Genomic DNA, 22,370 nt, shown 5'->3' on the forward strand with positions numbered 1-22,370 from the left:
GCGACCGGCGTGGACCGCTCTGCGCGCGGGCGGCGTCAGCCGTGGCGGCGTTCGGTCGACGACAGCAGCTGCTCGACCTCGCCGATCTCCATCGTCTCGGGGGACACCGACTGCAGCGGCTCCGCGCTCGGCGCGTGCACCGCGTCCACCAGTCGGTGCATCATCGCGACCGCGTCGTCGACGACCTCGGTGCTCTTCGCCTGCACGCCGTGCAGCAGCCAGTGCGCCGTCTCGAGTTCGTGGTGCACACGAGCTCGCTGGGCGAGCTGGCGGTCGCGTCCACCGCCGTTCGCCTCGTAGGCGCTCAGGACGGTGTCGAAGGCGTCGCGTCGGCCGGCGAGCACCCAGGCGAGGTCCTTCGCCGGGTCGCCCAGCCGGAGCTCGCCCCAGTCGAGGATGCCGCTGACGGCATCGCCGTCGACGAGCAGGACGCCGGTGCCGATCGAGCCGTGCACGACGGTGGGGGTGAACTGCCACAGCTGCTGGTCGCGCGCGGCGCCCTCCCACCGTTCGACCAGCGCGGCGGGCACGAGCTTGGTGGCGACGGCGCGGTCCATCACGGACACGGCGGAACGCAGCACCTCGAACGGGGTGAGCGACGGCAGGCCGGCGTCGGAGACGAAGCTCGTGGGCAGCTGGTGGATCGCGGCGACGGCGCGGCCGACACTGGTGGCGAGCTCCGGCCGCTCGGCGAGCGACGCGAGCGTCGGGTGCGCGCCCGGCAGGCGGGTCGTGACGATGGCGCGGGTCGATCCGATCGGCGCCTGTCCGCGGTACTCGGCGACCCCGAACGGGAGGCGCGTACGGATCCCGGCGCTCAGCGCACGGATCGCGACGAGGTCGGCCGACTGCCGGGCTTCCGCCCGCTGGTTCCGGGGACGTCGGATGACCGTCTCGACGCCGTCGGCGTCGCGGAGGAGAGCCGACTCGTAGTCGCCGGCCGCGGCCGAGCCGAGCGTGCGCGTGCCCGTGACGAGGAGACCGGGCACGGCCGTCGTCGCCAACGCGGCTAGAGTGAACTGGGATCCCGCCATGCCCCTCAGGGTAGGTGCGCGGCGCCTGCACCGGTGCACGCCACGCTGTTCCCGAAGCCTTCCCAGCACGCCATGCCCGCAGGCCGTCCCTGCACCTGAACCGAGGAGCCCTCTGCCGTGACCGTCGAGTTCGCCTCCCGGCTCCCGCTGTCCCGCAACGAACTCGACCGCGACGCCGAGTTCCGCTCGACGCCGGACCTCGACCGGGTCCTGCGTGAGGACCCCGCGACCCGGTACCTGCCGGTGCACGGGTCCGAGATGCTCCGGAACGCCGACGGCACCCTGCGCTTCGTCACCGCGTCCGAGGTCCCGGCCGGAACCGTGACCCTGTACCTCGGCCGCGCGGTCGCCGATGCTGCCGACGCTCCCGCCGGCACCCGCTTCGTCGCCGCCCTCGTCGACGACGGCACCGCGGCGGCCATCGAGCCGTCCGACGACGCGTGGGAGAGCCTGCGCATGTTCGGCACCGAGCTCTCCCCGCGCGACCAGGGCCTGGCCGTCGAGGCGGTGGCGATGGCGAACTGGCACGCCGTCCACGGCTTCTCGCCCCGCACCGGGTCGGCGACCGACGTCGTGACCGGCGGCTGGGTCCGCCGCGACCCCGAGGGGCACGAGCACTTCCCGCGCACCGACGCCGCCATCATCGTCGGGGTCGTCGACGCCGACGACCGCATCCTGCTCGGCTCGAACGCGGCGTGGGACGCGAACCGCTACTCGCTGCTCGCCGGGTTCGTCGAACCGGGCGAGTCGCTCGAGGACGCCGTCCGCCGCGAGGTCTTCGAGGAGTCCGGCGTGCACGTCGAGGAGCCCGAGTACCTCGGCTCGCAGCCGTGGCCGTTCCCCGCGTCGCTGATGGTCGGCTTCCGCGCCCGCGCGGTGGACGGCGACCCGTCAACGGCGCGGCCCGACGGCGTCGAGATCCTCGACGTGCGCTGGTTCTCGCGCGAGGACATCCGGGAGCGCGCGGGGGACACCCTGCTGCTGCCCGGCCGGACGTCGATCGCCCGCGCCATCATCGAGGAGTGGTACGGCGGGCCCCTGGACCTGCCGTGAGCAACGCTGGTCGTGGGCCGGTGTCGGCTGGCGCCGGTCCGGCCGGTTCGGCCGGTCCGTCCGGTTCGGCCGGTCCGGGTGTTCCCGCCGAGGTCCGTCCGCCGTCACCCGATGAACTGCTCGCCGCCCTCGACGCGGAGCAGCGCACCGTCGCCCGGACCCTGCTCGGCCCCGTCGCGGTGCTGGCGGGAGCCGGCACCGGCAAGACCCGGGCGATCACCCACCGCATCGCCTACGGGGTCGCGACCGGCACCTACGCGCCGAACCACGTCCTCGCGCTGACGTTCACCACCCGCGCCGCCGGTGAACTGCGGTCGCGGCTCCGCTCGCTCGGCGCCGGGACGGTGCAGGCCCGCACCTTCCACGCCGCGGCGATGGCGCAGCTCAGCTACTTCTGGCCGGACACCGTCGGCGGGCACGCTCCGAAGATCGTCGAGTCCAAGGGGCGGATGATCGCGCACGCCGCCGACACCGTCGGCATGTCGGTCGACACACCGGTGCTGCGCGACCTGGCCGCCGAGGTCGAGTGGCGCAAGGTGCAGATGCTCTCGCTCGAGGAGTACGAGGCCGCCGCCGCCGAACGCGTCATGCCGCGTGACACCTCGCCGCGCCGGGTGATCGACCTGATGAAGGCGTACGAACGCCTCAAGGACGACCGCCGACAGCTCGACTTCGAGGACGTCCTGCTCGCCACCCTCGGCATGGTGGAGTCGGAGCCGCGGGTGGCGTCGTACGTGCGGCAGCAGTACCGGTTCTTCGTCGTCGACGAGTACCAGGACGTCTCGCCCGTGCAGCACGACCTGCTGCGCGCCTGGCTCGGCGGCCGCGACGACCTGTGCGTCGTCGGTGACGCCAGCCAGACGATCTACTCGTTCGCCGGTGCCTCGAGCGACTACCTGCTCGGGTTCGGCTCGGAGTTCCCGCGCGGCTCGGTCCTGCGACTCGAACGGAACTACCGCTCCACCCGCGAGGTCGTGCACGCCGCCAACGCGCTGATGCGCGGACAGCCGGGCGCCCTCGACCTGGTCGCCCAAACCCAGGAACCCGGACCCGACCCCGTCGTGGTGCCGTGTGTGCACGACGGCGACGAGGCGCAGACCATCGCCCGGCGGATCGCGGAACTCGTCGCCACGGGGGCGAAGTACGGCGACTGCGCGGTGCTGTTCCGCGTCGGCGCGCAGTCCGCGGCGCTCGAGTCCGCGCTGGGCCGCAACGGCATCCCCTACCGCGTGCAGGGTGGCACGCGCTTCTTCAACCGCCCCGAGGTGAAGCTCGCGGTGCACCACATGCGCGGCGAAGCGATCCGGCAGACCGACGACGAACTGACCCGCCGTGTCCGTCTCGTGCTGCAGGTCAGCGGGTGGACGCCGACCGCGCCCGAGGGCACGGGCGCCGTCCGTGACCAGTGGGAAGCCCTGCAGGCGATCATGGGCCTGGCTGAGGACGCCCCCGCCGGCACGACGATGCAGCAGTTCACCCAGGACCTGGTGGACCGTGCGGCGACCCACCACGAGCCCGAGGTCGACGCCGTCACCCTGGCGACCCTGCACTCGTCGAAGGGCCTGGAGTGGCCCAACGTCGTGATCGCCGGCGCCGCCGAGGGACTCCTGCCGATCTCCCACGCCACCACCGACACCGAGGTCGACGAGGAACGACGCCTGTTCTACGTCGGACTCACCCGTGCCCGGCGAACCGTGACCATCACGTGGTCGCGACAGGGCTCCACACGTGGGGGAGCCCGTGCTCCGAGTCGGTTCCTGGCAGCGCTCGGCACGCGCACCGCGGATGGAGCGGCACCGACCACCGGCTGACGGCCAGGTCGTCGCGGTCGAAGACCACCTGGTCGGGGTCGGCGCGTTGCGTCCGCAGGGGCAGGCGCTGCACGAGCAGTCGGGTCGTGGCAGCGGCCACCGCGGCGGTCCGCCAGGGTGACAGGGGCGACGGCGGTCGTCCCCACAGCTGCGACGCGATCGCCGGCCACGCCGGGTCGTCGTCCACGCGAGCGAACTCCGCGCACTGGAGGCACGGGCCGGCCCCCGGCACGACGAACGGCCCGAGGCGGATGCGTCCGTCGCCCACCACGACCGCCAGGTGCGGCACGCCCCTGCGGGTCCAGGCGGCGCGGAGCGCCGGGTCGACGACGTGGTCGGCGACCACCACGGCGAGCCGGGGCTCGTGCTCCGGCAGGACGACCGGGCCGCCCCGCGGGGACGACGTCCGGGCGACGGTCACGCCCTCACCGCACAGGTGGGCCGCGATCGTGTCCGCGAGCCTGCCGGACCCGTGCACCTCGATCCGTTCGAGCGGTTCGGGCAGGACGTCGATCACCGCTGGGGACGCCGCACCGAGCACCCGCGCGGCGACGTCCGGTGGGCAGCCCGACGTGACGGCGAGGCCGCTCAGGGCCTCGCGCCCCGTCTCACGCCGGAGGGCGCTGAGGAACCGCTCTTCGCCCGTGGTCGGGACGGCGACGACGGCACGGGGCGGATCGACCCCGAGCTGCACCGTGGCTGGGTCGCGCCAGACGAACTCGAGTGTCGGATCGATGCGGATGCCCATGACCCCACGCTGCCCGACTCGGGGGCAGGCGTGGGGTCATGAGGTGGATCTGTGGAGAACTCGTCGGTGGCGGCGTCAGCGGGGCTGGTCGCCGGGGTGGTCCCCGTCGGTGCCGGTCTCGTCGGTACCGGACTCGTCGGTGCCCGTCCCGCTGTCGTCGGTGCCCGGGGCGCCGTCGTCGATCCGACCGGACTCGTCCTCGTGCGGGCGGGAACCGGTGGCGTCGTTGAGCAGGTCCTCGAGCGCCTTGTCGAACGCGTCGTCCTCTTCCGTCTGCGCGGGGTTCCGCAACCGGGCGACCAGGGCGTCCGGTGCGTCGACGTCGTCGGACGTGGGCACCAGGTCGAAGTGCGACCAGAGGGCATCGCGCTGCTCGGCGCCGAGCTCGTCCGTGACCCGCTGCCACATCGCGGCGGCCTCGCGCAGACGGCGGGGGCGCAGTTCGAGGCCGACGAGCGTCGCGAAGGCCGACTCGGCGGGTCCGCCGGCCGCCCGGCGACGGCGGACCATCTCGGCGATGGCGCCGCTCTTCGGCAGCCGGACGGTGGCGGCGGCGGTCACCGTGTCGACCCAGCCCTCGACGAGGGCGAGCATGGTCTCGAGTCGTGCCAGCGCGGCGTCCTGCTCGGGCGTCCTCGGCGGGATGAGCGCACCGGAGGCGAGCGCGTCCCGCAGCTGCTCCTGGTTGGTCGGGTCGATGTCCGCCGCGAGCTCCTCGACGCGGTCGAACGGGATGTGGATGCCCCGCGCGTAGTCCGTGATCGACGAGATGATGTGCAGACGCAGCCACCGCGCGGAGCGGAAGAGCCGCGCGTGGGCGAGTTCCCGGACCGCCAGGTAGATGCGGACCTCGTCCTCGGAGACGTCGAGTCCCTCGGCGAACTCCGCCACGTTCTGCGGCAGGAGCGCGGCGACCTGCTCGTCCAGCAGGGGCACGCCGACGTCGCCGCCGGAGACGACCTCCTTCGACAGCTGGCCGACGACCTGGCCCAGCTGGATGGCGAACAGCGCACCGCCGACGCCGCGCATCGCCTTCGAGACGTCGCCGAGCATCGCCTTGAGCTCTTCGGGAGCCCGCTGGTCGATGGCCTCGGTCAGTGCGTCGGCGATGCTGAACGCCACGGGCTCGGCGATCTGGGTCCACACCGGCACCGTCGCCTTCGCCCACTGCTCACGCGTGTAGAGGCTCGGGGTGGCGGTGAGCTCGGCGACCGTCGTGACCTCGTCCAGCCAGAGCGCCGCGACCTGGAACGCCTGGTCGGCCGCCTGCGAGGCCACCGGGTCGACGGCGTGGCCGCCCTCGCGGGCGATCGCGGTCGCGCGCTCGGCGGTCGCGGAGAAGTCGATGCCGTCCCCGCCGGACTGCGCGGCACGCTGCAGCTGGCTCATGAGGTTCGCGACGAAGGCCGGGTCGTTCGGCAGGCCGGCCGCCCCGGCGAGCTGCGACGGGTCGATCTGGCCCTCGCCCGAGAGCAGCTTGCGCAGCATCTCCTGGAAGTCGTCGTCCGGCCCCGGCTGTGGTTCATCAGGCATGCCGACTACGCTAATCGCTGCTCACGGGGCCGCACCTGGGATGCCCCCGTGGGAACGCCCGAACCGCTGCGCCGAGGGCGAACAGTCCCGCCGTACGGCGAGGACGACCGCCCCGCCGCCAGGCCCGGCGACCGCCCCTGGAAGGACCCCGCGTGACCCTCTTCGCCCCCGCGCCCCGTCGTCGTTCGCGTGCCAGGACCGTCGGGTGGGCGTTCGTGATCGGGGCAGTGGTGCTGGGCATCCTCGCGAGCGTGCTGCCGAGTCCGTACCTGATCGAGGTCCCCGGACCGGTCTACAACACCATCGGGACGCAGAAGCAGGGGACGGGCAAGGACGCGAAGGACGTCAAGCTGATCCAGGTCTCCGGGCACGAGACCTACCCCACCGCCGGGGCGCTCGACATGCTGACGGTCGGCATCCAGGGCGACGCGACGAACCGTCCGTCGTGGACCAGCGTCGTCCGAGCGATCTTCACGAAGTCCGAGGCCGTGATCCCGGTCGAGGCGATCTACCCGACCGGCACCACGACCGAGCAGGTCAACCAGCAGGACTCCGCCGACATGCAGGCGTCGCAGCAGTCCGCCGTGGCCGCGGCGCTGATCCAGCAGGGGAACGACCTGCCGACCGAACTCGAGGTCGGCACCGTGCAGCCCGGCTCGGCTGCTGACGGTCCGATCGAGAAGGGCGACGTCATCACGGCCTTCGACGGCACCTCGCTCACGACGAACGCCGACGCCACCTCGCTGCGCGAACTCGTCGCGAAGCACGGCACGTCGACCCCGGCGACCGTCACCATCGAGCGCGACGGTGCGACGAAGGACGTCCGGGTGACGCCGCGCGACGAGCAGGGCACCGCGCTCCTGGGCGTCGGCGTCACGGAGAAGTACGACTTCCCGTTCGACGTCTCGATCACGCTGCAGGACGTCGGCGGCCCCTCGGCCGGCATGATGTTCGCGCTCGGGATCATCGACGAGATCACGCCCGGCAAGCTCAACGGCGGCAAGCACGTCGCGGGCACGGGCACGATCACCGCAGACGGCGAGGTCGGGGCCATCGGCGGCATCCGGCAGAAGCTCTACGGGGCACGGGAGGCGGGCGCGACGGTGTTCCTCGCCCCGGCTGACAACTGCGACGAGGTCGTCGGGCACGTGCCGGACGGGCTCGACGTCTACAAGGTGTCGACGCTCGACCAGGCCGTCACCGATCTGCAGACCATCGCCGACGGGAAGAGCACCGCGAAGCTCGCCCGCTGCGGTTCCTGACCGGGTTCCTGAGTCCTCGCACAGTTTCACACTCCGCCCGGTCCAATAGGATCAGTGCACTGACGGCCCGCCGCGAGCCGGGCCCGCCGGTCCGACACGTCTGGAGCACATCAAGTGACGACAACCTCGTCCACCTCGGGGCGGCGTTCGCCGCGGGTCCCGATCGTGGTCACGATCATCGTGCTGGCCGCACTGGTGATCGGCTTCTTCATCTTCGCCAGCCTGTACACGGACTACGCGTGGTTCGCGCAGCTCGGGTTCCAGCAGGTCCTCACGACGCGGTGGATCGCAGGGACCCTGATGTTCCTGGCGGGCTTCCTGGGCATGGCGGTGCCGGTCTTCCTGAGCATCGGGCTGGCCTTCCGGTACCGCCCGGTCTACGCGAAGCTCAACTCGCAGCTGGACCGGTACCAGCAGGTCATCGAGCCGCTGCGTCGCGCCGTCATGATCGGCATCCCGGTGGTGCTCGGCATCTTCGCCGGGTTGTCGACCTCGGGGCGCTGGAGCATGGTGCTCGAGTACTTCAACCGGACGCCGTTCGGCAAGACGGACCCGCAGTTCGGCCTCGACATCGGCTTCTACGTCTTCGAGCTGCCGTTCTGGCGCTCGATCGTGGCGTACTCGTCGGCCGTGGTGCTGATCGCCGGCCTCGCCGCCCTCGCTGCCTGCTACCTGTACGGCGCGCTGCGCTTCGGGGGACGTGAAGTCCGCATCTCGCGTGCCGCGCGCATCCAGCTCGCCGTCACCGCAGCGCTCTACATCGCGCTGCAGGCCGTGAGCCTCTGGCTCGACCAGTACGCGGCGCTCACGAAGTCGAACTCGCTCATCACCGGTGCCCAGTACACCGAGGTGAACGCGGTCATCCCGGGCCGCGAGATCATGGCGGGCATCGCCGCGATCGTCGCGATCCTGTTCATCGTCACGGCGGTCATCGGCCGCTGGCGCATCTCGATCGTCGGGACCGGGCTGCTGCTCGTCGCCGCGATCGTCATCGGGGGCATCTACCCCTGGATCGTCCAGCGCCTGCAGGTCAAGCCCTCGGAGCGCACGTACGAGTCCGCCTACATCGAGCGGAACATCAAGGCGACGCGTGACGCCTACGGTGTCTCCGACGTCAAGGAACAGAACTACGACGCCACGACCGAGGCCAGCTCCGGCGCCCTCGCGCAGGACGCCCAGACGACGGCGAACATCCGCCTCATCGACCCGAAGATCGTCTCCGACACCTTCAGCCAGCTGCAGCAGTACCGGCAGTACTACCAGTTCCCGGACGAGCTCGACGTCGACCGTTACGACGTCAAGGGCGAGACCGAGGACACCGTCATCGCGGTGCGCGACATCGACCTCGACGGGCTGAGCTCTGCTGCGAACACCCAGTACAACCGGGCGTTCGTGTACACCCACGGCTACGGCGTGACCGCGGCCTTCGGCAACCAGCGCGCGAGCGACGGCAAGCCGGTGTTCCTCGAGTCGGGCATCCCGTCGAACGGTGCGCTGGGGGACTTCCAGCAGCGCGTGTACTTCGGTGAGACCTCGCCGGCGTACTCGATCGTCGGCGCCCCGAAGGGCTCGAAGGACGTCGAGCTCGACTACCCCTCCGGGTCCGACGACGACAACGGCGGGAACGCCACCACGACGTACTCCGGCGACGGCGGACCGAGTGTGGGCAACTTCTTCAACCGACTCGTCTACGCGGCGAAGTTCCAGTCGGAGCAGGTCCTGCTGTCGGACGCCGTCAACAAGGACTCCCAGATCCTCTACGACCGCGATCCGATCACGCGTGTGCAGAAGGTGGCTCCGTACCTGACGGTCGACAGCGACGCCTACCCGGCGATCGTCGACCACCGCATCCAGTGGGTCGTGGACGGCTACACGACGAGCGACGCCTACCCGTACTCGCAGAGCCAGAGCCTGTCGGACAGCATCGCCGGTTCGGAGTCCTCGGCGTACCGCACCGACCAGGTGAACTACATCCGCAACTCGGTGAAGGCCACGGTCGACGCCTACACGGGCAAGGTGACCCTCTACGCGTGGGACACCAAGGACCCGGTGCTGAAGACCTGGGAGAAGATCTTCCCGACGTCGGTCAAGTCGGTGTCGAGCATGAGCGCCGAGCTGCTGGACCACGTCCGGTACCCGACGGACCTCTTCAAGGTGCAGCGGTCGATCCTCGGCACGTACCACGTGACGAACGCGAACTCGTTCTACTCGGGTGACGACGCGTGGAACACGCCGCAGGAGCCCACCACGACCGGCGGGACGGACAGCGACGCGAGCGCGGCGGACACATCGACGACCACGAACGCCCTGGGCGCGCAGACGACGACGACAGCGAGCAAGGCGAACCTGCAGGACCCGTACTACCTGACGATGAAGGTGCCGGGGCAGGAGACCGCGTACAACCTGTACACGACCTACATCCCGCAGCAGTCCGCCGGCGCGAACAACCGCAACGTCCTGACGGGGTACCTGGCGGCCGACTCCGACGCGGGAGGTGCGGGCAAGGGCAAGAAGGCGTCGGGCTACGGCAAGCTCACGTTGTTGACGATGCCGAAGACCGACAACATCCCGGGCCCGGCGCAGGTGCAGAACCTGTTCAACTCGGACACCACGGTGTCGCAGGAGCTGAACATCCTGAAGCGCGGCAACTCGACGGTGAAGCAGGGCAACCTGCTCACGCTGCCGGTCGGCGGCGGCTTCCTGTACGTGCAGCCCGTGTACGTCCAGTCGACGTCGAGCGGCTCGTACCCGCTGCTGCAGAAGGTGCTGGTCGCGTTCGGCGACAAGATCGCGTTCGAGGACACCCTCGACGAGGCGCTCAACTCGCTGTTCGGCGGTGACTCCGGTGCTGCTGCCGGCGATTCCGATGCCAGCGGCTCGGGGAGTGGCTCCGGTTCGTCGGATTCGGATTCGGGTTCGTCCGGCTCCGGCTCCGACTCCGACACGGGGTCCGGTTCGACGGGCGGTACGAGCGGATCGGGTGCCACGGGCAACGACGCGCTGCAGCAGGCGCTGTCCGACGCGAACGACGCCCTGCAGGACCGCCAGCAGGCCTACGCCGACAACGACCTGGTCGCCGCGGCCGAGGCCGACAAGCGCCTGCAAGAGGCGATCGAGGCCGCGACCGCAGCCGAAGACGGCAGCTGACACGCCGTGGCGGGGCACACGATTTGTGCCCCGCCACGACCGTGTGTAGGCTATTCAACGTGCCGCGGGGTGGAGCAGTTCGGTAGCTCGCTGGGCTCATAACCCAGAGGTCGTAGGTTCAAATCCTGCCCCCGCAACCAAGCGTCACATGAAAGCCCCGGTCCGAAAGGACCGGGGCTTTCCTCGTTCCCGGACTCGTGCACGCGGGGGCGCGCCGCGGTGCGCCGCGGCGCGCCGGTACGCTCGGCGGATGGGCACCCTCACGATCGCCGCCGCGCAGTTCGCTCCCGCGGACGACAGCGCCGCGAACCTCGAGACCGTCCGGGCCGCGGCCGTCGACGCCGCCGCGCGGGGAGCGGCCCTGCTCGTCACGCCGGAGTACTCGTCGTACTTCACGGCCGAGATAGACGACCGGTTCGTCGCCGCAGCGCAACCGCTCGACGGCCCCTTCGTGTCAGGGCTGCAGGACATCGCCCGCGACACCGGTGTCGCCCTGGTCGTCGGGATCGCCGAGGCGACGGAAGCAGCGTCGACAGAAGCAGCGACGACAGAAGCAGCGACGACGGGCGCGGCGACCACGGCGGGGCCCACGCGCTTCCGCAACACCCTGGTGGCGGTGCTCCCCACCGGCGAGCTCGCGGCGACGTACCGGAAGGTGCACCTCTACGACGCCTTCGGGTCGCGGGAGTCCGACCGCATCGAGTCCGGCGATCCGGAGCAGCTGCCGGTGTTCGAGCTCGAGGGCGTCCGGGTCGGACTCGAGACCTGTTACGACCTGCGCTTCCCCGAGGTCACCCGGCGGCTGGCCGCACAGGAGCACGGTGCAGCCGACGTCGTCGTGCTGCCGGCTGAGTGGGTGCGCGGCCCGGGTAAGGAACACCACTGGCGGACGCTGCTCACGGCGCGGGCGATCGAGAACACCGTCTGGGTCGTCGGCGTCGGCCAGACACCGCCGATCGGCATCGGCGCCTCGGTGGTGCTCGACCCCTCCGGCGTCGCGGTCGCCGCCGCCGGGTCCACGCCCGGCACGCTCGTCGCGACCGTCGACACCGCCGTGACCGCGGCGGTCCGGCAGGTCAACCCGTCGCTGGCACTCCGGCGGTACGACGTCGCGCTGCGCGCCCTGCCCGGAGGCGCGGCTCGCCCCTGACGCGTGCGTCCCGTCCGGTGCGTGGTCGCGGCTGCGCCGGTGGCGGGATCGGGCTCAGGACGGCGCGTGGAGGCGTGCCAGGCGGCCGGCGGCGTCCTCGAGGACCGAGCGCCGCTTGCAGAACGCGAACCGCACGAGCGACCGGTAGCCCGCGGCGTGGTCCGGTCGGACGAACGCCGACACCGGCACGCCGACGACCCCGGCGAGTGCGGGCAACTCCAGACAGAAGGCCCGCGCGTCGTCGTACCCGAGCGGCGCGGTGTCGGCGATCACGAAGTACCCGCCGTCCGGGCGCATCACGTCGAAGCCCGCCGACCGGAGCCCCGAGGCGAGCAGTTCGTGCTTGGCGGCGAGGTCGGCGGCGATCCCGGCGAAGACGGCGTCGGGCAACCGCAGTCCCACGGCGACGGCCGGCTGGAACGGCGCCCCGTTGACGAAGGTCAGGTACTGCTTCACCGTCGTGATCGCGTCGACGAGCGTCGGGGGAGCGGTCAGCCACCCGATCTTCCACCCGGTCGTGCTGAAGGTCTTGCCGGCGCTCGAGATCGACACCGTCCGTTCGGCGGCTCCGGGCAGGGTGGCGATGGGCGTGTGCGGGACGGTGAACGTCAGGTGCTCGTAGACCTCGTCGGTGACGATCACGGCGTCGTACCGGGTCGCGAGTTCCACGATCGTGCGCAGGACCTCGTCGGGCAGGACCCTGCCGGTCGGGTTGTGCGGCGTGTTGACGAGGACGACGCGGGTGCGGTCGGTGAACGCGGCCCGCAGGGTGTCCTCGTCCGGCAGGAAGTCGGGGGCCGTGAGGGGCACCGTGACGTGGGTGCCACCAGCGAGCCGGACGAGCGCGCCGTAGGCGTCGTAGAACGGTTCGAACGTGATGACCTCGTCGCCCGGTTCGACCAGGGCGAGGAGCGTCGCGGCGAGGGCCTCGGTGGCGCCGGCGGTGACCAGGACCTGGCGGTCGGGATCGACGTCGAGGCCGTACCACCGCTGCTGGTGCTCGGCCACGGCGGTGCGGAGGTCGGCCGTCCCGCGTCCGGGCGGGTACTGGTTGACGCCGTCCCGGATGGCGCGGACCGCGGCCTCGAGCACCTCGGCGGGGCCGTCCTGGTCGGGGAAGCCCTGCCCGAGGTTGACGGCTCCGGTGCTCGCGGCGAGGGCGCTCATCTCGGCGAAGACGGTGGGCGCGGGGATGCCGTCCGGTCCCAGGAGCATCGCTCCCTCGGCTGCTCGCAACCAGGGTCCTGCCTGCCGCATGTGGTTCCCTCCGGTGACGGCGACGACGTGTCGCGCTGAACGGACCCCAACCTAGCTGGCCGTCCGACGGCGATCCGGGGACGGACCCACAGCCCACGCATAAGATCGGCAGAGGATGCTTCCAGCGTCGCCAGAAGCACCGCTCAGGTGGTTGCGACAGACTGCACGAGCTTGAAAGGAGCACGTCCAGCATGACCGACACCACGCCCAACGGGCAGGGCGACGAACGCCGTCCGGACGATGCGGCATCGCCTGCCGCCAGCGAGGACGCCGCCGCAGCGGCCACGAAGGGGAACACGTCGATGCCGAACGACTCCGAGCAGTTCAACGACGCCGAGCGGTCCGACGCCGCCGCGCAGCACGCGGCTCCGTCCGACGACGCCACGGGCGCCGACCACACCGATGTGATCCCGTCGGCGACCGACCACCCCACGGACCGCTACACGGCTCCGTACCCGACGCTCTCCGGTGACCAGCAGCGCGGCCCCGGCCAGCAGCAGACCGGCTACGGACAGCAGACCTCGCCGTACGGGCAGGCGTCCCAGTACGGGCAGCAGCCTGCGGCCGACCAGACGAGCCCGTACGGCCAGCAGTCGCAGTACGGCCAGCAGCCGCAGTACGGTCAGAACCAGCAGAGCCAGTACGGCCAGCAGTCCGCGTACGGCCAGAACCAGCAGTCCGCGTACGGCCAAAACCAGCAGTCCCCGTACGGCCAGAACCAGCAGCCGCAGTACGGCCAGCAGCCGACCGCGGGTCAGCCCCGGTACGGCGAGTACGCCCAGCCGGCCTCCGCCGCGGCCCCCGCGTCCTCGTCGGAGTACGCGACCGCATCGGCGCAGGCGCCGCAGTCCGCCACGAGCGCCTTCGGCGACGTCGACGGCGCGAACCAGCGCAACGGCCACTACTTCGACGACAGCACCTCCGGCGCGGCCTCGACCGCCGCCGGCACCCGCTCGGGCCGCAGCAAGCTCGTCCTGCCGATCATCGCCGGACTGGTCGTCGCAGGTCTGGTCGGCGGCGGTGCCGGCTGGCTCGCCGGGTCGTCGCAGGGTGGCACGGTCACCTCGTCGCCCGGATCGTCGCAGGGCGGCAACCTGACTGTGAACGACTACGACTCCGCGACCGTCGTCACCGCGGTCGCGGCACAGGCGACACCGTCGGTCGTGACGATCAACGTGTCGGCCAGCAGCGAGGCCGGAACCGGCTCGGGCGTCGTGATGAGCAAGGACGGCTACATCGTCACGAACACCCACGTGGTGACGCTCGACGGCGACAGTTCGAACGGCCGCATCACGGTGACGACCTCGAACGGCAAGATCTACGCGGGCAAGCTCATCGGCACCGACCCCACGGTCGACCTCGCCGTCATCAAGATCGACGCGACCGACCTCAAGCCGATGGAGTTCGCCGACTCGTCGAAGCTCAACGTCGGTGACACCGCGGTCGCGATCGGTGCGCCCCTGGGCCTGTCGAACACGGTCACGGACGGCATCGTCTCGACCCTGAACCGCAGCATCCAGGTCACGTCGAGCGCTCCCAGCGAGGGCGGCGACTCCAACGAGGGCGGCAACGGCGGCAGCGGTCCCTTCGACTTCTGGGGCAACGGCGACAACGGCAGCAGCTCGTCCGCGAACACGACGGTCTCGCTGCCGGTCATCCAGACCGACGCGTCGATCAACCCCGGCAACTCCGGTGGTGCGCTGCTCGACGCGAAGGGCAAGCTGATCGGCATCAACGTCGCGATCGCGTCGGCCGGCAGCTCGTCGTCGTCGGACTCGGCGGCCGGCAGCATCGGCGTGGGCTTCTCGATCCCGTCGAACCTGGTGGAGCGCGTCGCGAACGAGATCAAGGACAAGGGCTCGGCCACGCACGGTCTGCTCGGTGCCACCGTGGGCGACGCATCCGAGGACGCGAGCGCGACCCAGATGGGTGCCCTCATCAAGTCGGTCTCGTCCGGCGGGGCGGCCGCTAAGGCCGGCCTGCAGAAGGGCGACGTCGTCACGAAGATCGGTTCGGCGACCGTCTCCGACGCGACCGACCTGACGGCGCAGGTCCGCTACTTCGCGGGCGGCGCGTCGACGACGATCAGCTACATCCGGAACGGCCAGTCCCACGAGGCGGACGTGACCCTCGGTACGTACGACAGCAAGGGCTGACGCCACCACGGACAGGACGGGAGGCCCGGTGCACGACGTGCGCCGGGCCTCCCGTCCGTCTGCGGGCCGCGTCGCGGGCGCACCGCAGGTTCCGGGTTCGGGTCTTGATAGGCTCATGGTCGCTCTGCGGGGCGGCACCGCCCCGGTGCGTCCCGTGCACCCAGCCAGCACCCCGAGGTACGCATGCAGACAGACGGACAGCCCCTGCCGGGCGTCTCGTACGTGATGCCCGTGCTCAACGAGGTCACCGAGGTCCGCGCTGCGGTCGCCAGCCTGCTCGACCAGGACTACTCCGGCGTGTTCGAGGTCATCCTCGCGCTCGGCCCCTCGATCGACGGCACGAACGAGCTCGTCGCCGAGATGAGTGCGGCCGATCCGCGCATCCGGGCGATCGACAACCCGGTCGGGTCCACACCGGCGGGTCTGAACGTCGCGATCCGGGCGTCGGTGCACCCCGTCGTGGTCCGTGTCGACGCACACTCGGTCCTGCCCCCGGACTACACGCGCATCGCCGTCCGCACCCTGCTCGAGTCCGGCGCGGACAACGTCGGCGGCATCATGCGCGCCGAGGGCCGCAGCCCGTTCGAGCGGGCCGTCGCGCTGGCGTACGGCAGCCGCGTCGGGCTCGGCGGGACCCCGCACCACGTCGGCGGGACCGCGGGCCCCGCCGAGACGGCGTACCTCGGCGTCTTCCGTCGCGACCGCCTGTTCGAGGTCGGCCTGTTCGACGAGGGCATCAAGCGTGGTCAGGACTGGGAGCTCAACCGACGCCTGCGCCAGACCGGCGGCACCGTCTGGTTCACCCCCGAGCTGGTCGTCACCTACCGCCCGCGACCGAGCCTGAAGCGCCTGGTGCGGCAGTTCGTCGCGACCGGGTTGTGGCGCGGGGAGCTCGCCCGCCGGTTCCCCGCGAACAACGGCCTGCGGTACTTCGTGCCACCGGCGATGGTCGCCGCGATGGCCGTCGGGATCCTCGCCGGCATCGTCGGCATCATCGGTGCGGCCCTCGGCAGCCCGGTCGCCTGGGCACTGCTCGGGTTCGCCGTGCCCGCCGTGTACCTGCTCTTCGTCATCGTCGGGTCGGTCGCCGTCGCGCGTCGGTCCGGGGTGGCGACCTTCCTCTGGTTGCTCGTGGTGCTGCCCTGCATCCACGTGGGTTGGGGGCTCGGTTTCATCATCGGGTTCCTCACCCGCACCTCCGAGTTGACCACCCACACCGGACGGTGACACGCATGACCGACCACGCCACCCCCGGCCGCGGATCCGCACGCCCGACGTCGATCGCCGAGCTGCGGGCCGTCGCCCAGCCGGACGAGGTCCGTGCCCGCGCCAACGCCGAGCACTGGACGGCGTCGCTGTACCTGCGCGACGTCTCGCCGTACCTGACCTGGGTGCTGCTGAAGACCCGCGTCAGCGCGAACCAGGTGACCGGTCTGATGATCCTGGTCGGGTGGAGCATCGCCGCGGCCCTGCTCATCCCGGGCATCTGGGGCGCAGCGCTCGCCCTGGTGCTCGGGCAGCTGCAGATGCTCGTGGACTGCTGCGACGGCGAGGTCGCCCGGTGGCGTGGCACCCGGTCGCCCGCCGGGGTGTTCCTGGACAAGGTCGGGCACTACACGACCGAGGGGCTGATCCCGGTCGCGCTGGGCATCCGTGCCGCCACCTGGCCGATCCACGGCGCCGACTGGATGTGGACGACGATCGGTTGCGCCCTCGGTCTGGTCATCGTGCTGAACAAGGCACTCAACGACATGGTGCACGTCGCCCGCGCGAACGCGGGGCTCGACAAGCTCGTCGACCGACGCGACGCCTCGACCGCGCCGTCCGGCCGGAAGCTCGCCTCGCTGCGCCGCCTGGCCCGGTTCCTGCCGTTCCACCGCCTGTACCACTCGGTCGAGCTGAGCATGCTGGCGTTCCTGTTCGCGCTCATCGGACTGGCGATCGGCGACACGCTCGCCAGCCGGATCCTGGTCGGCGCGCTGCTGCCCCTCGCCGTGCTGGCGACCGTCGGGCACTTCCTGGCGATCATCGCGTCGAAGCGGGTCAAGGCATGACCGACGACGCGGAGACCGCAGACCCCGTGACGCCGGGGACGGTGCGTCGCCACGCGGTCCCGCACCGTGCGCGGCCGCGCGTCGCCGTCGTGAGCCTGTCGCAGGGCACCCGGCCGGAGGACCTCCGCCGCGGGCTCGACAGTGTGCTCGCGCAGCAGGGCGTCGAGCTCGACGTGATCTGCGTCGGCAACGGCTGGGAGCCGACCGGTCTGCCGGACGGGGTCCGGACGCTGGCGCTGCCGGAGAACCTCGGGATCCCGGCCGGACGGAACGCCGGCGCGGAGGTCGTCGACGGGGACTACGTGTTCTTCCTGGACGACGACGCCTCGATCCCGTCGGTGACGTTCCTGCAGGACGCCGTCGCCCGGTTCGAGCGCGACCCCTCGCTCGGACTGCTCCAGCCACGCGTGGTCGACCCGACCGGCGCCGCGAACCCGCGTCGCTGGGTCCCGCGCATCCGCAAGGGTGAGCCGGACCACTCGTCGCCGGTGTTCTCGGTGTGGGAGGGCGCCGTGGTGCTGCCGATGGACGTCTACCGGGTCGTCGGTGGCTGGGGTGCCGAGTACTTCTACGCCCACGAGGGCATCGAGCTCGCGTGGCGGGTGTGGGACGCCGGTCGACGTGCCTGGTACGCGGGCGACCTGGTCGCCCACCACCCGGCCATCGACCCGGCGCGGCACACCGAGTACTACCGCCTGAACGCCCGCAACCGCGTCTGGTTGGCCCGACGGAACCTGCCGGCGCCGCTCCGGCCGCTGTACGTCGGCTCGTGGGCCGCGATCCAGGTCGCACGCTGGTGGCGGCACCCGCGACGCCTGGCGACGTGGTTCGCCGGGATCCGCGAGGGCTGGACCACCGACTGCGGACCGACCCGGCCGATGAGCTGGCTGACGGTCGCACGGATGACCATCGCCGGCCGCCCGCCGGTCGTCTGACCACCCCGACCCACACCGCCACCGCCACCGCAGAACGGGAGACAGAGCATGCCGATCACCAGTGACCTGCGGACCGCCGTGCGCCTGGCCCAGCGGTTGCTCGCCTCGCGCCGGAGCCGCCGCGAACTCGCACGTCGTCTGCCCTCGGTCGCGGTGCCGGCACCCGGCACGATCGAGATCGCGGTGTACTTCGCCGACGGCCCCGTGAACATGTACCAGGTGCGCCAGTGGTACGCACCGCTGGCCGAACTGGCGAAGACCCACCCGGTCGCGATCATCGCGCGGAGCCCCGGCACGATGACGACGCTGATCGACGAGTCGCCCGTCCCCGCCGTGTACGCCCGCCAGGTCGTCGACCTCGAGCACTTCGTCGAGACGCAGGCTCCGAAGGTGGTGCTGTACGTCAACCAGAACGCCCGCAACTTCCAGATGATGCGGTACGGGCGCATGTGGCACGTCTTCGTCAACCACGGCGAGAGCGACAAGATGTACATGACGACGAACCAGTTCAAGGCCTACGACTACGCGTTGATCGCGGGTGACGCCGCGCGCGGTCGGCTCGCCGAGGCCCTGTGGGACTACGACCTCGACGCCAGGACCATCGCGATCGGTCGTCCCCAGGCCGACCACTTCGCCGGCGCTGCCCCCTACCCCGACGACGACCGCACCGTCGTGCTGTACGCGCCGACGTGGGAGGGCGACCGGGGCGCCGCTGCCTACGGGTCGATCGCGTCCCACGGCACCACCATCGCCGAGCAGGTGCTCGCATCGCCCCGGCACCGCCTGGTGTACCGACCCCACCCGCGGAGCGGCGTGCTCGAGCCGACCTACCGCGCCGCGCACGAGCGCATCGTCGCGGCGATCACGGCGGCGAACACGGCCGACCCGTCCGCCCACCACGTCCACGACACCGGCGGGGAACTCGGCTGGCAGCTGGCGGACGCCGACGTGGCGATCACCGACATCAGCGCGATGATCTACGACCGACTGGCGGTCGGCAAGCCGCTCATCGTGACCCGGCCGGTGTCGCCGGAGGCCGACGTCGACGAGCGCGGGTACTTGAGCGACGCGAACTGGCTGACCGCGGCCGATGCGTCGTCGGTGCTCGCACGGATCGACGCAGCCGTGGGCGACGCCGCCGAGCTCGCCAAGCTGCAGCACTGGGTGGCGCAGTACTTCGGCGACACCACGCCCGGCGCCGCGACGGCCCGGTTCCACGCCGCCGTCGAGTGGTTGCTCGAGCGCTGGCGCACCGTCGCCGCCGAGCGCGGAGAGCGCTGACCCCCGTCTCGACGTGGTCACGGGTGCAGGCCGGGGCCGACGAGTGACATCCGCCAGAGGTACTCGGACCGGTCCGGGCGACGCCAGCGGACGATGACGACGCCGGTGTCCTGCGGATCGGCGCCGAAGACGGCGACGGACAGGTGTCGACCGGGCTCGAGCCGGCGGACCGCCAGTGGTGGGCTGTAGCCGGTGCCCAGGTGCGTGAGGGTGAGTCCGTCGACCGGTTCGTCCCCGGTGTTGACGAGGTCGTAACGGCGCGGGGCCTGCGAGCGGTCGATGGTGAACGGGACGGCGTACGCGGGTGCTGGGTGGTGCATGGGTGGAACGGTAGGGGGAGGGTCCGACGGTGGGGCCCTGGTGTGGCGCGCGGGCCCCGTCGCTGTGGAGGGGGAGCGTGGTGCCCGGGTTGTGGAGGGGGAGTGCCCCAGCCGTTCAGACGCCGTAGTCGGCCGAGTACTGCGCCAGGGCTTCCTCGATGGTGCCGTCGAGCTGCAGCCGGCCCTTGTCGAGGTACAGGCCGCGGTCGCAGAAGCGGCGCAGGTCCTTGTCGCTGTGGGACACGAAGAACAGCGTCCGGCCGCCGGCCAGGAGCTCCTCGATCCGCTTGTAGCACTTCTCGCGGAAGGCCTTGTCGCCGACGGCGAGGACCTCGTCCACCAGGATGACGGGTTCGTCGAGCCGCGAGATGACCGCGAAGGCGATGCGCACCTTCATGCCGCTCGACAGGTGCTTGTACGGGGTGTCGACGAAGTCCGCGATCTCGGCGAACGCGATGATCTCGTCGAAGGCGGCGCGGATCTCGGCACGCGACATGCCGTGCAGGCCGGCGGTGAGGTAGACGTTGTCGCGGACGGACAGGTCGCCGACGAAGCCGCCGGTGATCTCGATGAGCGGTGCGACACCGGCGCCGACGTCGACCCGTCCCTCGTCCGGCAGCATCACCTGGGCCACGAGCTTCAGGAGCGTGGACTTGCCTTGACCGTTCCGACCGACGACGCCGATCGCCTCTCCGGGGCGGACGTCGAACGACACGTTGCGGAGGGCCCAGAACTCGTCGGCGCGCTTGCGGCGTCCTCGTCCGGCGAAGAGGTCCTTGAAGTTGCGGCTCGCCCGCCGGTTGCGCTTGAAGCAGATGCCGGCGTCGCGCACGGAGATCACCGGGGCGACGGTCTCGGTGCGTCGGGTCTGGTCGGTGGCGGTCATCACAGCTCCTTCAGCACGCGGTGCTCGCTCCGGCGGAAGACCGCGAAGCCGATCATCAGGACGATGCCCGTGATGACCACCGATGCGCCGACCTCGAACCAGTCGAGCTGGCTCGGGAAGAACGCCGCCCGGTACATCCCGAAGATGCCGGTGAGCGGGTTGACCGCGGCGATGGGGCGCAGGGCGTCGGGCAGCGCGTTCGTGCCGTAGATGATCGGCGATGCGTAGAACAGGAACCGCAGGACGAGCTTGGTCGCGCGCTCGAGGTCGCGGAAGAAGACGACGAGCGGGGCGACGATCAGGCCGAGGCCGTACACGAGCGCACACTGCAGCACGATCGCCAACGGGAAGAAGACGACCTGCCAGTGCAGGTGCGCACCGGTCGCGATCGCGAACGCGGCCAGCACCGGCAGGCTCAGCAGGAACTCGATGCCCTTCGACGCGTCGATCCGCGCGACCCAGATGGTGCGGGGGATCGTCGTCGAGCGGATGAGCTTCGACTCCTTGATGAACGCCCGCGTGGAGTCCGAGACGCCGCCCGTGAACCACATCCACGGCAGCAGTGCGGAGAGCAGGAAGACGATGTACGGGTCTTCGCCGACGGAACCGCGGTGGAACACCTGGGTGAAGACGAACCAGTAGATCGCCGACATGACGAGCGGGTCGAGGATCGACCAGACGTAGCCGAGCGCCGAGGTCGAGTACCGGACCCGCAGGTCGCGGACGGTCAGCAACCAGAGGGCATGACGATAGCGCCGACCGGCGCTCCGGGTCGCCGCTGGTGCGGCAGCCGCGGGCACGGTCGGCGCGCTCGCTGTGGTCACGGTTTCCCTTCGGGCGGAACCGCCGAAGGGGTCCTGACGGAGGTTCAGGCGAACAGGTTGTTCGCGCGCTCGAGGTCCTCGGCGAAGTCGATCTCGACCGCGTACAGGTCGGAGATGTCGATCGGGGACCAGCGTAGCCCGTCCTCGGCGATGGCAGCCTCGATGCCGCCCTCGAAGTACTCCTGGTCGTCGACGCGCCCGAGCTGGCGGATGAGCGCCTGCTTGTCGTTCGCCGAGACGTAGTTGATGCCGACGGCTTCGCCGAGCCCACCGACGACCTGCTTGGAGAGCTTGTGGATGAAGCCCTCGGCGTCGACGGTGTACTTGACCTCTTCGTCGGAGACCTTGTCGGTGTTGACGCTGACGAACGAGTGGTCCTCGTCGATCATGTCGGCCGCACGGACGAGCGCCATCGGGTCGAAGACCACGTCGCCGTTCATCCAGAGGACACCGCTCTTGCCGGTCGCCTTGAGGGCGCGGAGCAGGCTCTTCGAGGTGTTGGTGGAGTCGTAGGACTCGTTGTAGACGAAGGACGCGTCGGGGAAGGCCTCGACGATGTGCTCCGACTTGTAGCCGACGACGATCGTCACGCGGGCGCTCGAACCGAACGCGGCGCGGATGTTGTCGAACTGCTGCTGCATGATGGTGCGGCCGTCACTGAGCTCCGTGAGCGGCTTCGGCAGGCTGCGGCCGAGACGGCTCCCCATCCCCGCTGCGAGGATCACGATCTGCGTGGTCATGCTGGTCCCTTCTGGTGTCCGCCCGCGCGCCCTGGGGCACGGGCGGGCCTCGTCGAGTCTGCTCGCGGAACGTCCGAGTTCGCCGAGAACCAGACGCCGCGGACCCGTCGGGCCTGCCGCTGTGCGGTGTCGGAGAGCCCGCCGGAGCAGGTTTCCAAGTGGTGAACACTCCTTCGTGC

General features: G+C 71.0%; 18 protein-coding genes and 1 tRNA gene. 11 read left to right on the top strand and 8 right to left on the bottom strand.

What is annotated here, in order from left to right; translation table 11 throughout:
• Positions 1 to 35 precede the first annotated feature (35 nt).
• On the bottom strand, positions 36 to 1,034 hold the full coding sequence (locus ACVKXF_RS16330; protein WP_123313351.1) for a phosphotransferase: 999 nt from the start codon (positions 1,032 to 1,034) through the stop codon (positions 36 to 38).
• Between the two features lie 117 nt (positions 1,035 to 1,151).
• Here ACVKXF_RS16330 and nudC point away from each other — a divergent pair, with 117 nt between their 5' ends.
• Together nudC and ACVKXF_RS16340 are read left to right on the top strand one after the other, a co-directional pair.
• Entirely contained in the window at positions 1,152 to 2,087 is a 936-nt protein-coding gene (gene nudC / locus ACVKXF_RS16335; RefSeq protein WP_123313352.1) for an NAD(+) diphosphatase, read from the top strand.
• Entirely contained in the window at positions 2,084 to 3,898 is a 1,815-nt protein-coding gene (locus tag ACVKXF_RS16340) for an ATP-dependent helicase (protein WP_456796358.1), read from the top strand. Before nudC ends, ACVKXF_RS16340 begins: the two co-directional genes overlap by 4 nt.
• Here ACVKXF_RS16340 and ACVKXF_RS16345 read toward each other — a convergent pair.
• The gene (locus ACVKXF_RS16345; RefSeq protein WP_456796359.1) at positions 3,789 to 4,646 is read right to left on the bottom strand and encodes a hypothetical protein; all 858 of its coding nucleotides are present in this window, start codon (positions 4,644 to 4,646) and stop codon (positions 3,789 to 3,791) included. The two genes, ACVKXF_RS16340 and ACVKXF_RS16345, sit on opposite strands and share 110 nt — an antisense overlap.
• 75 nt (positions 4,647 to 4,721) lie before the next feature.
• Positions 4,722 to 6,179 carry a zinc-dependent metalloprotease gene (locus ACVKXF_RS16350; RefSeq protein WP_456796360.1) on the bottom strand — a complete coding sequence of 486 codons (1,458 nt, stop codon included), beginning with the start codon at positions 6,177 to 6,179 and terminating at the stop codon, positions 4,722 to 4,724.
• A gap of 152 nt (positions 6,180 to 6,331) precedes the next feature.
• On the opposite strand from ACVKXF_RS16350, the gene ACVKXF_RS16355 reads away from it, so the two are divergent.
• The 4 genes from ACVKXF_RS16355 to ACVKXF_RS16370 all read left to right on the top strand — a co-directional run bounded on the left by ACVKXF_RS16355 (position 6,332) and on the right by ACVKXF_RS16370 (position 11,738).
• A complete protein-coding gene (locus tag ACVKXF_RS16355) occupies positions 6,332 to 7,441 on the top strand; it encodes a YlbL family protein (protein ID WP_340197376.1) in 1,110 nt (369 codons plus the stop codon).
• Positions 7,442 to 7,606: 165 nt separating this feature from the next.
• Positions 7,607 to 10,588, top strand: a complete 2,982-nt coding sequence (locus ACVKXF_RS16360) for a UPF0182 family membrane protein (RefSeq protein WP_456796361.1) — start codon at positions 7,607 to 7,609, stop codon at positions 10,586 to 10,588.
• 63 nt (positions 10,589 to 10,651) lie between these two features.
• Positions 10,652 to 10,728: transfer RNA gene (locus ACVKXF_RS16365), tRNA-Met, on the top strand.
• A gap of 110 nt (positions 10,729 to 10,838) precedes the next feature.
• Positions 10,839 to 11,738 (top strand): carbon-nitrogen hydrolase family protein, encoded by a 900-nt coding sequence (locus ACVKXF_RS16370; protein ID WP_456796362.1) that lies wholly within the window; start codon positions 10,839 to 10,841, stop codon positions 11,736 to 11,738.
• Positions 11,739 to 11,792: 54 nt separating this feature from the next.
• Here ACVKXF_RS16370 and ACVKXF_RS16375 read toward each other — a convergent pair whose 3' ends face one another.
• Positions 11,793 to 12,995 (bottom strand): aminotransferase class I/II-fold pyridoxal phosphate-dependent enzyme, encoded by a 1,203-nt coding sequence (locus ACVKXF_RS16375; protein WP_456796363.1) that lies wholly within the window; start codon positions 12,993 to 12,995, stop codon positions 11,793 to 11,795.
• A gap of 191 nt (positions 12,996 to 13,186) precedes the next feature.
• Between ACVKXF_RS16375 and ACVKXF_RS16380 the strand changes: the two genes are divergently transcribed.
• From ACVKXF_RS16380 to ACVKXF_RS16400, 5 genes are all read left to right on the top strand, one after another.
• Positions 13,187 to 15,151: a S1C family serine protease gene (locus ACVKXF_RS16380; RefSeq protein WP_456796364.1), complete on the top strand. Its 1,965-nt coding sequence runs from the start codon at positions 13,187 to 13,189 to the stop codon at positions 15,149 to 15,151.
• Between the two features lie 183 nt (positions 15,152 to 15,334).
• Complete coding sequence (locus ACVKXF_RS16385) at positions 15,335 to 16,378, top strand: glycosyltransferase family 2 protein (RefSeq protein ID WP_340197381.1); 1,044 nt, start codon at positions 15,335 to 15,337, stop codon at positions 16,376 to 16,378.
• A 5-nt stretch (positions 16,379 to 16,383) separates the two neighbouring features.
• The gene (locus ACVKXF_RS16390; protein ID WP_123313359.1) at positions 16,384 to 17,205 is read left to right on the top strand and encodes a CDP-alcohol phosphatidyltransferase family protein; all 822 of its coding nucleotides are present in this window, start codon (positions 16,384 to 16,386) and stop codon (positions 17,203 to 17,205) included.
• A complete protein-coding gene (locus ACVKXF_RS16395; protein WP_456796365.1) occupies positions 17,202 to 18,140 on the top strand; it encodes a glycosyltransferase family 2 protein in 939 nt (312 codons plus the stop codon). The genes ACVKXF_RS16390 and ACVKXF_RS16395 overlap by 4 nt, the downstream gene beginning before the upstream one ends.
• Positions 18,141 to 18,188: 48 nt before the next feature.
• The gene (locus tag ACVKXF_RS16400) at positions 18,189 to 19,421 is read left to right on the top strand and encodes a CDP-glycerol glycerophosphotransferase family protein (protein ID WP_456796366.1); all 1,233 of its coding nucleotides are present in this window, start codon (positions 18,189 to 18,191) and stop codon (positions 19,419 to 19,421) included.
• A gap of 17 nt (positions 19,422 to 19,438) precedes the next feature.
• Here the strand turns inward: ACVKXF_RS16400 and ACVKXF_RS16405 are convergent, their stop codons facing one another.
• From ACVKXF_RS16405 to ACVKXF_RS16420, 4 genes are all read right to left on the bottom strand, one after another.
• A complete protein-coding gene (locus ACVKXF_RS16405) occupies positions 19,439 to 19,741 on the bottom strand; it encodes a hypothetical protein (protein WP_123313361.1) in 303 nt (100 codons plus the stop codon).
• 115 nt (positions 19,742 to 19,856) lie between these two features.
• Complete coding sequence (locus ACVKXF_RS16410) at positions 19,857 to 20,627, bottom strand: ABC transporter ATP-binding protein (RefSeq protein WP_123313362.1); 771 nt, start codon at positions 20,625 to 20,627, stop codon at positions 19,857 to 19,859.
• Entirely contained in the window at positions 20,627 to 21,451 is an 825-nt protein-coding gene (locus tag ACVKXF_RS16415) for an ABC transporter permease (RefSeq protein ID WP_456796367.1), read from the bottom strand. Before ACVKXF_RS16415 ends, ACVKXF_RS16410 begins: the two co-directional genes overlap by 1 nt.
• A 44-nt stretch (positions 21,452 to 21,495) precedes the next feature.
• Complete coding sequence (locus ACVKXF_RS16420; RefSeq protein ID WP_111085011.1) at positions 21,496 to 22,191, bottom strand: phosphocholine cytidylyltransferase family protein; 696 nt, start codon at positions 22,189 to 22,191, stop codon at positions 21,496 to 21,498.
• Positions 22,192 to 22,370 lie beyond the last annotated feature (179 nt).

It is taken from the genome of Curtobacterium sp. PvP017 (genome assembly GCF_054060195.1).